Below are 14338 nucleotides of genomic sequence, written 5' to 3' on the forward strand. Positions count from 1 at the left end.
TATTGTCAACGCTAAACTCGACTTTTTTACTCAGCTTTTAAAAATAAATTATCCCGGCAGGGAGGAATTTATACCAGGCTCTGAAATAAAAAAGCCCCGGAGTTTAGGCTCCAGGGACAGGTAGCGCCTGTGATATGTGTTGCGAGCCGCCGGCGGTGTCAATAGGCCAGGGGGCCCCTGATCTCCTCAAGACCTGCCGGCTATCTTCCGGACAAACTCCCGCGCCCTGGCCAGCAGCGGCCCGCTGTATTCCTCCACCCGGCCGCGGTCGCACAGGGACGTCAGTTCCGGGTCCAGGGGCAGGGTGCCCAGGAGGGGGATACCGGCTCCGGCGGCTGCCTCCTCGGCCCGGCTGGGACCAAAGAGGTAGATCTCCCGGCCGCAATCCGGGCAGAGGGCGTAACTCATATTTTCCACCAGGCCCAGGATCTTGACGTTCATGATGGTAGCCATCTTTACCGCCTTGCGGACCACCATATGGGCGAGTTCCTGGGGTGAACTGACAATCACCAGGCCGTCCAGGGGCAGGGACTGGAGCACCGTCAGGGGGGCGTCGCCGGTCCCCGGGGGCAGATCCACCAGCAGGTAGTCCAGATCACCCCAGATGACATCGGTCCAGAACTGCTTGACAGCCCCGCCGATGAGGGGACCGCGCCAGATGACCGGGTCATCTTCATGGGGCAAGAGGAGGTTTAAGGACATGATCCTGATACCTCCGGGGCTTTCCGGAGCAATCATACCATTACCGGTGCCCTCCGGCGGCCGGTGCACGCCAAACATCCGGGGAATACTGGGTCCGGTGATGTCGGCATCAAGGATGCCCACCCGGTAGCCGGCCTGCTTCAGGGCTACCGCCAGCAGGGCCGTCACGGAGGATTTACCGACACCGCCCTTACCGCTCATGATGCCGATGACGTGCTTGATATGGGTCAGCTCATGGGGCGGGACATGACCCGGTTTTTTAGCTTCACAAGTGCTGGAATTGCAGGCAGCCGGGTTGCAGGTTTCGCATGCTTCCTTGGCCAAATTTCTCACCTCAATAATAGCCTCAATAAAATGTTATGGCTTTACTATTATGCCTCTTTTATGGTCATGTGTCAATAACAAGCGGAAATTTTCACCCTCCCCCTACCAGCTCCGCTTGAACTCCGGCTTATTACGCTCCGATTCACCATCAGGGGGTTTTCAGTGTTCCCCTTCTCCGAACCGGCCATGGCGGTGGCAGCGACCCCGGCCCGGACCCCGGCCGGCCAGTTCCTCACTGCCGCAGCGGGAGCAGGCTTCCTTTCCACCCTGCTCCGGTTCCCATTCATGACCGCAGCGGCGGCAGCGTACCTTGGGGCCTACCAGGTGGTAGTAACCACCCTCTACCCGGATGGCCTTGCCGTTAACCAGGGCGTCGGCAACCTTATCCCGGGCCGAATTCAGGATGCGCACAAAGGTCGGCCGGGATACTCCCATACGGGCGGCGCAATCCTCCTGTTCCAAACCCTCTTTATCTTTCAAGCGGATGGCTTCCAGCTCTTCTACCGCCAAAACAACCTCTTCCAGTTCCCGCAGCGGTACGGCTGCCGGTTTAAAATAGGTAACCCCCGGCAGGAATTCTACCCGCCGGCAAATGGGCGGTCGTGGCATTTCTTTCCCCCATTCCTTTGCGAATTTATCTATATCATAGCTTTTCCAGTAAACTTATGCAACCAGGATATCCTCCCGGCGGGTCTGCACTGCAGCCCCTTGGGCCGGGGGTTAAAAACATGCTAAAATGGTAGCAAACAGCTCTCTCCGTGAGGTGGCATTCTTTTATGGATCTCTTTGAACAGGCCGGCCAGGAAGCCCGGCAGGCCGGGGCTCCCCTGGCCGTACGGATGCGGCCGCGCACCCTGGACGAGTTTGTCGGCCAGGAAAAAATAATCGGCCCCGGCACTCTGCTGCGCCGGGCCATCGAGAGCGACAGCCTGACTTCGATTATCCTCTGGGGCCCGCCCGGCAGCGGCAAAACTACCCTGGCCCGGATTATCGCCACCATGACCCGCGCCCATTTTGAGGCCCTAAATGCGGTACTGGACGGCATCAACGACATCCGCCGGGTCATCGCCGCTGCCCGGGAGCGGGAGAAATACTACCAGCAAAAGACAGTCATCTTCGTCGACGAGATCCACCGCTGGGCCAAGAACATCCAGGACGCCCTGCTCCCTTGCGTTGAAGAAGGATTGCTCATTCTCATCGGTGCTACCATTGAAAACCCCATGTTCACCGTCAACGCCGCCATCCGTTCCCGCTCCCGCATCTTTCGCCTGGAGGCTTTATCAGATGCAGCCATCCTCACCCTCCTCCGGCGGGCCCTGGCGGACGCGGAACGGGGTTTGGGTAAATTCAACGTCCAGGCCGACCCGGAGGCCCTGGAGCACCTGGCCCGGGTGGCCAATGGCGACGCCCGGGTGGCTTTAAACGCCCTGGAATTTGCCGTCCTCACCACGGCCCCGGATACATCCGGCCGGCGCCACCTGACCCTGGAGGTGGCCGAAGAAGCCATCCAGCAACGGGCCGTTCTCTACGACCGCGACGGGGACCAGCACTACGACTGCGTCTCGGCCTGGATAAAGAGCATGCGCGGTTCCGATCCCGACGCCGCCCTCTACTGGCTGGCACGGATGATCTACGCCGGCGAAGACCCCGCCTTCCTGGCCCGCCGGCTGATGATCCATGCTGCCGAGGATGTCGGCCTGGCCGATCCCCAGGCCCTGGTGGTGGCCAGTTCCGCCGCCCAGGCCGTGGAACGGGTGGGCCTGCCGGAGGGACGGATCATCCTGGCCGAAGCCACCCTCTACATCGCCCTGGCTCCCAAAAGCAATTCGGTGATAAAAGCCATCGACGCCGCCCTGGCGGCGGTGGAAAAGGAAACGGCCGGCCCGGTGCCCGTCCACCTGCGGGACGCCAATTACCGGGGCGCGGCCACCCTGGGACACGGCCGTGGTTATAAATACCCCCACGACTACCCGGGGGGCTGGGTAGAGCAGCAGTACCTCCCGGACAACCTCCGGGGCAAGGTCTTCTACCACCCCAGCGACTACGGCCGGGAAGGGCAAATGAAAGCCGCCTGGCAGCAGCGCACCGGGCGGCGGGGATAGGCGCAGAGGCCTGCGGCGCCTACCCTGTTTTTGCCTGATACCTGTCACCCTTACCGGGCTAAGCACGTTGCCGCGAAAAAGGCCGGGCGCCCAGCCAAAACCGCACCGGCTTATGCCGTGACGGCGTCCCGGGCGTGGGAATGACCGGGGAGGTAATCCCCGCGCCCAGGCACTTGACCGTGACGTCCACCTCCAGGTAACCGGACCCAGGGTAGACGACGGCCCGCTGGCGGCGGGGTCCGGACTCTAGGGTAACCGCGCCTGTCCGGTCGGTGCCATCGGCAAAAATCACCTCGACTTCATAAGTGTAGTAAGCCACGGCCAGGGCCTGGCTGTCCGGGGATATAGGGCTCAATCGCCCCTGGGGTACAAGGTTTTTTATTCTGCAGGCAAGGATTTTTACCGGCACGCCGGCAGCGGGGCCGGGGGGTATATAAGGCCGGACGAGGAGGTTGTCGTCGGACCGCCAGGTCGAATCCAGTACCCTTTTAGCGGCAATCAACTCCACCTGGTAGGGTAACGTTTCCTGGCCACCCTCTTGCCGTTCCGGTACGGGAGAAGCAGATAACTGGCCGGGCCGGGCTGGTAGGGGACCCGCTCCGGAGCTGGCCTGCTGGAGGCCAACGGCTGGGATCAGCATCAGGGTATCCTGGAGGATATTGAAGGTCACCAGCTCCTGCACCACCACCAGGATATCGATCCGGGGACCAATCCGGAACAGGTTGCCCTTATTGGCCACACTGGGTGCCGTAAATGGCATCTTCCACCACCTGCTTGCTCGGTAAAAAGCGCGAGGGCTTAGCGAAATACCTCCTCCAGAACCCTGGCCCAGCGCTCAGCCCATATTTTCCGGTTAAAGGTTAAGGCCACTTCCCGAGCCCGCCGGCCCATGAGCTTCCTCTTACCTTCATCCCGGGCCAATTCCTCAATGGCCGCCACCAGGTTTTCTACTGTCGGCTTAATAAGATAACCGTTGTAGCCGTGCAGGATAATGTCGCTCAAACCGCCCGCCAGGCCGGCAATTACCGGCTTCCCGCAGGCCATGGCCTCCAGGGCGGCCAGGCTGGTACCTTCTGTTGAGCGGGAGGGAATCAGGACAATATCGGCCTGCCGGTAGATCTCTGGCATCATCTCCAGGGGCTTCCAGTAATAGAAACAGCGCTCCCGGTTACCGGCCCATTGGTTCATGAGCCTCTCGGCGTTATCATCATGACCGCGGCCGCAGAAGTGAAACTCAATCCAGGGGTAGCGGGAGGTCAGTTTTTCCGCCGCCCTCATGGTTTCGTTGATGCCCCGTACCGGGACCAGGCGGCGGGGAAAAAGAACACGGACGGTATCGTCGCCAGCTGGCTCTTCTGCCGGCGGGCTAAAGAGGTCAGTATCAACATAGTTGGGGATGTACTCCCATTTATGATAAAAGCCGGCCAGGGTAGCGTTGAAATAGTTAATGGTATTGGTATCGACGGATACCAGTTTCTGCGGTCCGGCCAGGGCAATACTCAGGCGTCGTAGCCATTCCTGGCGGTCCTCCGGCTTCCCGGCCATGAGGTCAAACCCCGGCCAATCCCAGAAAACCCCGTGGCTGATGGCAATGCTTTTCTCCCGGGCTATCGGATAGGCCAGGGTGAGGATAAAGTAAAGGGCATAATCAAAGGCCATGGAGTTTTCGTAAAAAGCGGTAGCCAGGTCGGGAAAGGTATTATACTCGCTTTTGGTCACGGGGATGCTGCGAATACGCACCCCATCAAACTCCCGCGTCCAGCCGCTACCGATCTGCCAGACCTCGACATAATAGCCAAGTTCCTTTAACAGGCGGCAGAGGTCGACCTGGTAACGCTCGGCACCGCCCATGATAATTCTCTCACTGGATGGGTGAAAGAAATTGGTCGTCAACAGGGCCACCTTTTTAGCGCTCATTTATTCCCCGCCCACCTTTCTCGGCCTGATTCTATTTATCGCCAGACCTTTGTATCCCGACTTGAAAACCTCACATAATGTACTGCTCAACCAAAGTCAAGTATTCTATTCATGAGGCATGAGGGTTAACGGCACCCGGAAAATAGATTGTCGAGGTCACCCCCGCGACTCATAAGGCCGTTCTGGACTCAGCCGGCACGCGCGGAAATAAATTATCAGGGTAAAGCCCGGCCGGAGACCGGGCTTTACTCCTACGCCAGGGGCGAAGCCTGGGCAGTAAAGACCAGATCGACGCTCAAATCCAGGTTCTGGACAATATTGCCGGCGGTATCCGGCAGGCTGACGACAAAGGTTAACAGATCAGCCTGGGGCGAGATTAAGAGGCGGCCGCTGGCCGGTTGATTATAAAGGCCGGAGATGTTGCCGTTATAGAGGACGGTAGAAGGACTCGCCTCAATATAAATGTTCAGGCGGTCGGCCAGAACCTGGGCCTCCGTGGCCGTGGTAGGGCTTACCCCCTGCCAATCGGCAAAAATGAAGTAGTATTCATCTACGGTACCGGTGTTGGCAACCTCCAGCTGGGGCGAGCCTACAACCTGGCCCGGCACCAGGTTGGCCGGGGAAAAGAGGGCCGTAGCCGGGCTGAGGGTCAACGCGACGTCGGCAGTTCCCGCAGTGCTGCCGGAAACAGTGGCGCTGGCGGTGAGGGGCATAGAAGCATCACTCCTTTTATTACCTGGGATGGTACTAAGTTATGCTGTATGGCAGGTAATGGTAACCTGCTACCGCCATTTTTCGAGCTGAATTTTTTCAGGGGGCCAGAGGATGCTTTCGTAGTGTTCCCGGGGTTGATACTTAAAGGTGGGGTCCCGGCCGACGGCGCGCTTATATTTCCACCGGATCTCCGCCGGGTTGGCCCACCCCAGGTGTTTGATGCGCAAATCGCTCTCCAGGTAGGGCAGGCGGCGGTAGGCCAGGGGCAGGCGGCCACAGTGAAAGGCCTGCTCCGGCCAGGCCGCCGGTAAGTGGGGCTGGTATTTAACCAGATAGATAGAGAAGCCCCGCAGCCAGGGGCTCCATAGGCCGTCCACCCGGTAATACTCTTCTCCACCCCAGCAGTCAAACAGGCGAAAGCCGACGGCGGGAAAAAGGTCCTGTTGCAATAGATAGGGTAGTTCGCGGGCCGCCCGGTCTTCCAGCAACTCGTCGGCATCCAGGGCGAGGATCCACTCCGGGTTGGTAGCGGCGGTATAATCCCAGAGCTCCTGACGCAGCCGGGATTCATCGATTAGAAAAAGGGAGGTTTCCCGGCGGTAGAGCTTCACCGACGGGAAACTCGCGCATAGCTCCGGGGTGGCGTCGGTAGAGGCATCGTCCAGGATGACGATTTCGTCAGCATAAGCGGATAAAGACTTCAGGCAGCGCTCTAAATAACGGTCCGCTTCATTGCGGACGATCATCATGGCAGTGAGTTTGGGCATAACTCCGGCCCCCTCTCTTTGTAGATTCACGGCCGGGCAGAGGCTCCAGGAGCGCCCCTACCCCAAGGGATAGACCTTGTTGATAAACTGGCGCCAGCGGGCTTCCCAGAGCTTCCGGTCAAAGACCCGAGCGGTGGCCGCGGCGTTTTTGCCCAGGCGGGCACGTTCCCGCGGGTGTTCGATTAAAAAGCGGAGGGCCTGGGCCAGGTATTCCGCGGTGGGATGGATAAGCAGGCCGTTATAATTATCGATAATAAGGTTGGTCAGGCCGCCGACATTGGTGGCAATGATGGCTTTGCCCATGGCCATGGCCTCCAGGCAGGAGAAGCTGGTGCCCTCGGAATAAATAGTCGGAATGACAACTATGTCCGCATCAGCGTAAACGCCGGGCATGGCATCAAAATCGGGATGACAGTAAAGAAGGCGCTCGTTGTGGGCTTCCCCCTGCCGCCAGGCGTGGAAAGCCTCCAGGTAGCGGGGGGTATTGGTGTCGATGGCGAACTGGAACTCCAGCTCGGGGTAGGCAGCCAGTAAAGACGGGATAACTGCCTGCAAAAGGTCAAAACCCCTTTCGCGGGACAGACGGCGCGGGTAAAGGACGCGTATCCCTTTCCTGCTGCTACCCTCCCGAGGGTAAAAACGCTCCAGGTCGACAAAGTTAGGGATCACCTGGATCTTGCGGCCGGCCAGGTCGGGATAGATGGCCCGGGCGACATTCAGGAAATTATAGTCGCAGGATATTATCAAGCTGGCCTGGAAAAGGGCGGCGGCTACGTGGTTTTCATAGGCAGCCCGGGCCAGAGCAGGGCTGGATCCCGGCAGTTCCCACCAGACGCCGTGGGAGATGCAGATAGAGCCGGGGCGGTAATAGACCTGCTGCAGGATGGAGGAATATAAAACCCTCCCGGGGACGCTTTTCTCTATACGCTCTATGGTTACATTTAAATGCTGGGGATCGGCCTGGTAGCCGTATACCGGCCACCCCAGGTAAGTAATCTGGAAATCCCGGTGTGCGTTCTGGTGAAAGGATACCGCATAGCCCATATCTGTCAGGAGTTCGGCCAGGGCGCGGATATACCTTTCCAGGCCGCCGATTACCGGTTTCTTCCCCTCCCAGTCTAACAGGTTGGGGGTGAAAATCGCTATCTCCCTTTCCAAAACGGACCAGTCCCCCGTAGTTTTAGTGGCTCTCCTATTTTTATGCTTTATCCCTCTACGGGGTGAGTAAAAAACTAACTGGCATTTTCAAAATACAATTATATTTCAGGGGGTATACCTTTACAAAACAGGAATCAGGTAGTAATATTATAGTAAAATTAAACATAAGCAGGGGTGCCGCAAGGCTGAGAGGGCTAAACGCCTAACCCTTTGAACCTGATGTGGGTAATGCCACCGTAGGGAAGTAATGATGATTGGGTGCGAACTAATTCGGAGCTTCCACCGAGTTCGGCAGATGGGAGCTCCGATTTTTGTTAAGAAAGGGGGATAGTGCATGAAAGTCCTTTTAAACGGAAGGGAGGAAGACGTGCCCACCAGCGTAACTATAGAGCAATTGCTAAACTCTAAAAAAATAACTCCCGGGGCCGTCATAGTAGTCGTAAACTCCGAGGTGGTAAAGAGGGAGCTATGGCCTGATTTTGTGATCAAAGAACAGGACCAGGTGGAAGTAATTAGAATCGTTGGAGGAGGATAAAATTGGCGGATGAATTGATTATCGGCGATAAGGCCTTAACAAGCAGGCTGTTTATCGGCACCGGCAAATTTGCCAGCCACGAGATAATGGGACAGGCCGTGAGTCAATCAGGCGCCCAGGTGGTCACCGTGGCCTTAAGGAGGGTAGACCTCGACAATCCCCAGGAAAGCGAGCTCAAATTCATCCCCGCAGGCTGCGTCTTGATGCCCAACACCTCCGGCGCCAGGACCGCCGAGGAAGCGGTAAAAATAGCCAGGATCGCCAGGGCCGCCGGCTGCGGCAACTGGGTCAAGATAGAAGTGGTGACCGATCAGCGCTACCTTCTGCCGGACAACTATGAGACCGTGAAAGCCACCGAGATCCTCGCCAAGGAAGGCTTTGTGGTGCTTCCCTACATGAACCCCGATTTGATGGTAGCCAAACGCTTAAAGGAAGCCGGCGCGGCGGCCATAATGCCCCTGGGAGCTCCCATAGGTTCCAACCGGGGCCTCAAGACCAGGGAGATGATCCGGATTTTAATAGAAGAGATCGACCTGCCGATTATAGTAGACGCCGGCATAGGCAAACCATCCGAGGCGATGGAGGCTATGGAGATGGGCGCAGCGGCGGTGCTGGTAAATACGGCTATTGCCACCGCCAGGGACCCCGTCGCCATGGCCCGGGCCTTCAGTATGGCGGTAGAGGCCGGCAGGATGGCCTACCTGGCAGGACTTGCTCCTACCAGGGAGTATGCCGAGGCTTCGTCGCCATTGACGGGATTTTTGGTTTAGGGAGGCAGGAGTGATGGGTTTTTACGACGTCTACAAGCAGTATGAGGGGTTTGATTTCGAAGGCTTTTTCCAGAGTAGGACCCCTGACGACGTCAGGAAGGCCCTGGCAAAGGAGCACCTCGAGGTAACCGATTACCTGACCCTTCTATCGCCCGCGGCAGGAAATTTCCTGGAGGAAATGGCCCAAAAAGCCCACCGTATAACCCTGAGGAATTTCGGCCGGGTCATATTTCTCTTTACACCGTTATACCTGTCCGACTACTGCGTGAACCAGTGCGCCTACTGCAGTTTCAATGCCCGGAATAAATTTGCCCGGACCAAGCTCACCTTAGAGCAGGTCGAAGAAGAAGCCAGGGCCATAGCCCAAACAGGAATGAAAGATATCCTCATCCTGACGGGAGAATCGCGCCAGCACAATCCGGTGTCGTATATAAAGGACTGCGTCGGTGTTTTAAAGAAGTATTTCTGCAGTATTTGCATAGAAGTCTATCCCCTGGAAGAAGAGGAGTACCGGGAGCTGGTAGCAGCCGGGGTGGATGGCCTCACCATGTTTCAGGAAGTCTATGACCCCGGAGTCTACGCCAGGTACCATAACGGTCCCAAGAAAAATTACCATTACCGGCTGGACGCCCCGGAAAGGAGCTGCCGGGCGGGTATGCGGACCGTGGGTGTCGGGGCCCTGCTGGGCCTGGCCGACTGGCGGAAGGAGGCCTTCTTCACCGGACTGCACGCCGATTATTTGCAGCAAAAGTTCTGGGATGTGCAGGTCAGTATCTCTTTGCCCAGATTTCGCCCTAGTATCGGCGGCTTTCAACCCGACTACCCGGTGGACGACAAGAGCTTCGTCCAGATCCTCCTGGCCCACAGGCTGTTTTTACCCCGGGTCGGCATAACCATTTCCACCAGGGAAAGCCCCGAGTTCCGGGACAACATCCTACCCCTGGGTGTCACGAAAATATCGGCCGGTTCTTCCGTTACGGTGGGAGGCTATGCCCGTCCTGACGGCATGGCACCCCAGTTTGAAATATCCGACCCGCGTAGTGTAGCGGAAATAAAACAAATGCTAATCCAGAAGGGCTACCAGCCGGTTTTCGAAGACTGGCAGCAGTGGGATAGCCTGGAGAAACAGCTATATAATTTCTAGATATGGCTGCCACATTTCGGACATTGCCCCGGGGCCGGTTTCATGGTTACCCGGGGTTTCTTTCTGAAAAGATTAAGCACTTCAATCTCCCCTGCCCTTACTTCTCAGGTTTAATATAACTTAATTCGTCCCTCCAGGCCCTCTCCCCACCCTCGCCGCTTCCTCTCCGTTTTATGGACCATTGTCTCATAAAGTAGAATTAAATATCCCCTGGCTACCGCAGGGTCATAAATTTTCTCCCACCAGAGGGGAGGATTGGCGTCAAGTTCCCTTTAGAAAAGTTATGACCTACCACCCGACAGGGGAAAATAACTCCATAGAAAGGAGGGGGTGCTGTGCCCGATCTGCGCCGTCCCAACCGTTTAATCCATGAAAAAAGCCCCTATCTGCTGCAGCACGCCTACAACCCCGTCGATTGGTATCCCTGGGGGGAAGAGGCCTTTGCCCGGGCCAAGCGGGAAGATAAGCCGGTATTTTTATCCATCGGCTATTCCACCTGTCACTGGTGCCACGTCATGGCCAGGGAATCCTTTAACGATGAAGAGGTAGCCGCCCTCCTCAACGATAGCTTTATCGCTATCAAGGTCGACCGGGAAGAACGGCCGGACATCGACCAGGTCTATATGGCCGCCTGCCAGGCCCTGACCGGCAGCGGCGGCTGGCCCCTGACTGTTTTCCTGACGCCGGAGAAAAGACCCTTTTATGCCGGCACCTATTTCCCCAAGCACAACCGGTACGGCAGGCCCGGCCTGGTGGAGCTTTTAAAGTTGATCCGGGAAAAATGGGCGACCCACCGCGAGGAGCTGGAAGAATCCGGCGCGGAATTGATACAACACGTGGCCGGCCAATTTGCCCCTACGCCGCCGGGAGAACCCGGGGCTCAGGTCCTGGAAAAGGGCTGGCAACAACTCCGGGCCGGTTTCGACCCTCTCTATGGCGGTTTCAGTGAAGCTCCTAAATTTCCCAGCCCCCACCAGCTTTTGTTTTTACTGCGTTACTGGAAAAGGTATGATGAAGCGGGCGCCCTGGCCATGGTGGAAAAAACCCTGCAGGCTATGTACTGCGGTGGCATTTACGACCATATCGGTTTTGGCTTCGCCCGCTATTCTACCGACCGCCGCTGGCTGGTGCCTCACTTTGAGAAAATGCTCTACGACAACGCCCTGCTGGCCCTGGCCTACCTGGAAACCCGGCAAGCAACGGGCAAAGCTGTCTACAGCCATGTCGCCCGGGAGATATTCACCTGGGTGTTGCGGGACATGACCAGCCCGGAGGGAGGATTTTACTCCGCCCTGGACGCCGATTCCGAAGGAGAAGAGGGCCGTTTTTACCTCTGGACACCCGACCAGGTCCGGGAGGTCCTCGGTGCTAAAGAGGGGGAGTTCTTTTGCCGTTACTTTGATATAACCGCCGGAGGTAACTTCGAGGGGCGCAGTATTCCCAATTTGATTGGCCGGGGAGAAGCCCTCTTTGCCGCCGGTACCAGTGGCAATGAGAGCAATGATACCGCTGGCGATCAGAGGCAGCCCCGGGAGCAAGGCGGGAGAGCAGGCGGCATTTCCGGCGGCGGGGGCTGCGCTAAAGGTAGTCCGGAGGAGGACCGGCTGCCCGGCCGGGGGCCAACCACCCTGGCCGGTTTTGGCCCGGCAACGGCGGCCCGATTGGCTGCGGCCCGCGAAAAACTCTTCGCCGCCCGGGAAAAGCGGGTCCATCCCCACCGGGACGATAAAATCCTCACTGCCTGGAACGGGCTGATGATCGCCGCCCTGGCCCGGGGCGCCTGGGTGCTCGATGAACCCGCCTATGCCGCGGCGGCCGCCAGGGCGGCCCGGTTTATCCTAACCCACTTGCGCGATGCGGAGGGGCGCCTGCAGGCCCGTTACCGGGAAGGCCAGGCTGCTTTCCCGGCCTACCTTGACGATTATGCCTTTCTCACCTGGGGGCTCATCGAACTCTACCAGGCCACCTTTGAGACAGGTTACCTCCGGGAGGCCCTGGCTTTGACGCGGCAGATGCAGGAACTCTTCCGGGACGAAGGGGGCGGCTACTTTTTTACCCCTCACGGCGCCGGGGAACTACCGGTCCGCCCCCGGGAAGTCTATGACGGCGCCATTCCCTCCGGCAATTCGGTAGCGGCCTTAAACCTGCTGCGCCTGGCCCGCATCACCGGGGACAGCCGGCTGGAAGAAGAAGCCGCAGCCCAGGTGCGTGCCCTGGCCGGAACGGTGGCCGAATACCCCCGGGGCTATTCCTTCTACCTCTGTGCCCTGGACTTCTACCTGGGGCCGGTAACAGAAATAGTCCTGGCCGGGGAACGGGAAACAGAAGATACCCGTGCCCTGCTCCGCGTGCTAAGGGCGGCCTACCTGCCCTCAGCCGTCCTGGTGCTGCGTCCCGGCGGCCGGGAGGGTGAGGAAGTAACCAGGCTCATTCCCTATACCGCCGGCCAGAAACCGGTAAACGGTAAAGCCACCCTATACCTGTGCCGCAACTTCGCATGCCGGGCGCCGGTTACGACGGCCGGAGAACTGGAGCAATGGCTAGCGTCTGCCGGACGGGAGGCTCATGGCGCAGGCGACACTTTTAACGAATGAAATGACAACACTGTATCATCCTTTGCCATACGTCCCGGAGGGTTGTGGCTATCAGCTACACCCCAGGGCACGTGGCGGGACCCGGCCGGCAGGCGCGCGCCGACGTTGGCCGCCGTGAGCCGCCGGCGGGCTGGCTACGAGAGGAATAAAGAGAAATAGCCCTAGGCAAACTCACTTAGGCATGGTAGTTGAAAAGTGCTAATTTTTAGCCACTCATTCAATGTTTTCCAAGAGATTACGGTATCTTGGGTTTCTACTTAGTAGTTCCTCTACCTTATCAAGACTAAATCCTAATTCATATAATAGACAAACATCTAATATGACCTCTAACTTTTTAACAAGATTGTAAAGTTCGGAGTGGTCTTTCCCCTTTTCAGTTTCCTTACTTTTGTCATAATGAGTCAAATAGTTTCTCGCCTCGACTACCTCATTGATAAATCCTTTCACATCTCCAATATATTTATCAACAACTAACCCAAAATCTTTAAATATATCCCTTATTCTATGACGTAGTGTTGGTTCATTTGAATACTTAAGTTTTTCTTTCAACCACTCCACATACTTATTTGGTATAGAATTTAATATTTCATTCATCATTTTCTCATACTTATCTGGAGAACGTACATAGTTGCATTTAGTTCTTCTATGATAGGTTTCAAGGGCCTGCGCTAAAGTTAAAAACTGATATTGTAAGTAACCCCCGGGGTTATATCTCAAACCAAAAAATAAATTATAAACCGGTCTTAACACTTCTGCTTTACTGAACCAATTATTTAGGAAGGCTCCAAACTTTTCTTGTATATCTCTAAAGGTAAAAAGCATATCATGATACGTGAGTTTTTTGGGAGTGGTAGAACCATTTATCCTCCGATAAACAATTTCTGTCTCCCTATGCTTTGAGTCCTTTTCAACAAATGCTTTAATAGCCGAAGGAAGGGCAGCTTCCCCCGTAGCAAACGTGAAAAAATCTTCCCATCTACCTATAATTTTATTTAGTATTTCTTCGAAAGGTAGGCCTTCCTTAAACTGAAAAGAAACAACAGCAGTCTCTTTAATTTTGAGGCCATCAGCTCTGTCCCTAGAATAATTTACGGTAAAATATATAGCTAGAATCCAATTATCAATTAATACTTTTATATCATCGGGTTGATAATAATGTATACAAAAATACCTTTCTCTATTATTTTGCTCAACATTAATATTCATTCCACTTATTCTTAACCACTCTTCAAGGTAAAAATAATGTACATTTACCTCTTTAAACCTTACCTCTTCTATAGACTCAAAATGCTCGCCTATAAAAGCAGCACTTGCTATAAACGTTTGAGTGGGAAAACCCGGCATACTGACATTAAGACTTATACTTAAGCATTTATACAATGTGATTTTTTTCCCGTTCGAAGAGAAACCCAAGATAATGTCATGCTGTATATCTTCTGTAACTTTTTTAAGGTCTGTTAATGACCCTGTTAATTCCAAAACGAGTTCCTCGCCTGGGTTATATTTTAATACTCCTTCAACATTTTCATTATATTTACCAGGAAGCCACCAAAATCCACGATATTCAAATGGATTATACATTTAGCTTGATCTTCCACGATAAAGTGGTTT

The 14338-nt window shown here is 55.9% G+C and carries 13 protein-coding genes and 1 riboswitch; of the genes, 5 read left to right on the forward strand and 8 right to left on the reverse strand.

Features of this window, described 5'->3' with window-relative positions:
* Positions 1-186 precede the first annotated feature (186 nt).
* Positions 187-1026: an Mrp/NBP35 family ATP-binding protein gene (locus tag MOTHE_RS08020; RefSeq protein WP_011393156.1), complete on the reverse strand. Its 840-nt coding sequence runs from the start codon at positions 1024-1026 to the stop codon at positions 187-189.
* Positions 1027-1185: 159 nt separating this feature from the next.
* Complete coding sequence (locus tag MOTHE_RS08025; protein WP_053094888.1) at positions 1186-1635, reverse strand: DUF134 domain-containing protein; 450 nt, start codon at positions 1633-1635, stop codon at positions 1186-1188.
* Positions 1636-1802: 167 nt separating this feature from the next.
* Between MOTHE_RS08025 and MOTHE_RS08030 the strand changes: the two genes are divergently transcribed.
* Positions 1803-3128, forward strand: a complete 1326-nt coding sequence (locus tag MOTHE_RS08030) for an AAA family ATPase (protein ID WP_011393158.1) — start codon at positions 1803-1805, stop codon at positions 3126-3128.
* 58 nt (positions 3129-3186) lie between these two features.
* On the opposite strand, the gene MOTHE_RS08035 is transcribed toward MOTHE_RS08030, so the two are convergent.
* From MOTHE_RS08035 to MOTHE_RS08055, 5 genes are all read right to left on the reverse strand, one after another.
* Positions 3187-3888 carry a hypothetical protein gene (locus MOTHE_RS08035; RefSeq protein ID WP_011393159.1) on the reverse strand — a complete coding sequence of 234 codons (702 nt, stop codon included), beginning with the start codon at positions 3886-3888 and terminating at the stop codon, positions 3187-3189.
* A gap of 38 nt (positions 3889-3926) precedes the next feature.
* Positions 3927-5045 carry a glycosyltransferase family 4 protein gene (locus MOTHE_RS08040; protein WP_011393160.1) on the reverse strand — a complete coding sequence of 373 codons (1119 nt, stop codon included), beginning with the start codon at positions 5043-5045 and terminating at the stop codon, positions 3927-3929.
* A gap of 251 nt (positions 5046-5296) precedes the next feature.
* Positions 5297-5758, reverse strand: coding sequence for a hypothetical protein (locus tag MOTHE_RS08045; RefSeq protein WP_011393161.1), 462 nt, complete (start codon positions 5756-5758; stop codon positions 5297-5299).
* Between the two features lie 69 nt (positions 5759-5827).
* Complete coding sequence (locus tag MOTHE_RS08050) at positions 5828-6526, reverse strand: glycosyltransferase (RefSeq protein WP_011393162.1); 699 nt, start codon at positions 6524-6526, stop codon at positions 5828-5830.
* A gap of 57 nt (positions 6527-6583) precedes the next feature.
* Positions 6584-7684 (reverse strand): glycosyltransferase family 4 protein, encoded by a 1101-nt coding sequence (locus MOTHE_RS08055; protein ID WP_011393163.1) that lies wholly within the window; start codon positions 7682-7684, stop codon positions 6584-6586.
* Positions 7685-7844: 160 nt separating this feature from the next.
* Positions 7845-7944, forward strand: a riboswitch (TPP riboswitch).
* 74 nt (positions 7945-8018) lie between these two features.
* On the opposite strand from MOTHE_RS08055, the gene thiS reads away from it, so the two are divergent.
* From thiS to MOTHE_RS13705, 4 genes are all read left to right on the forward strand, one after another.
* On the forward strand, positions 8019-8219 hold the full coding sequence (gene thiS / locus MOTHE_RS08060; protein WP_011393164.1) for a sulfur carrier protein ThiS: 201 nt from the start codon (positions 8019-8021) through the stop codon (positions 8217-8219).
* 2 nt (positions 8220-8221) lie between these two features.
* Entirely contained in the window at positions 8222-8989 is a 768-nt protein-coding gene (locus tag MOTHE_RS08065; protein WP_011393165.1) for a thiazole synthase, read from the forward strand.
* A 13-nt stretch (positions 8990-9002) separates the two neighbouring features.
* Entirely contained in the window at positions 9003-10133 is a 1131-nt protein-coding gene (gene thiH, locus MOTHE_RS08070; protein ID WP_011393166.1) for a 2-iminoacetate synthase ThiH, read from the forward strand.
* 335 nt (positions 10134-10468) lie between these two features.
* Positions 10469-12727: a thioredoxin domain-containing protein gene (locus tag MOTHE_RS13705; RefSeq protein ID WP_011393167.1), complete on the forward strand. Its 2259-nt coding sequence runs from the start codon at positions 10469-10471 to the stop codon at positions 12725-12727.
* Positions 12728-12940: 213 nt separating this feature from the next.
* Here MOTHE_RS13705 and MOTHE_RS08080 read toward each other — a convergent pair whose 3' ends face one another.
* The gene (locus tag MOTHE_RS08080; protein WP_158499109.1) at positions 12941-14308 is read right to left on the reverse strand and encodes an ApeA N-terminal domain 1-containing protein; all 1368 of its coding nucleotides are present in this window, start codon (positions 14306-14308) and stop codon (positions 12941-12943) included.
* Positions 14309-14338 lie beyond the last annotated feature (30 nt).

It is taken from the genome of Moorella thermoacetica, from assembly GCF_001267405.1.
Lineage (GTDB): Bacteria > Bacillota > DSM-521 > Neomoorellales > Neomoorellaceae > Neomoorella > Neomoorella thermoacetica.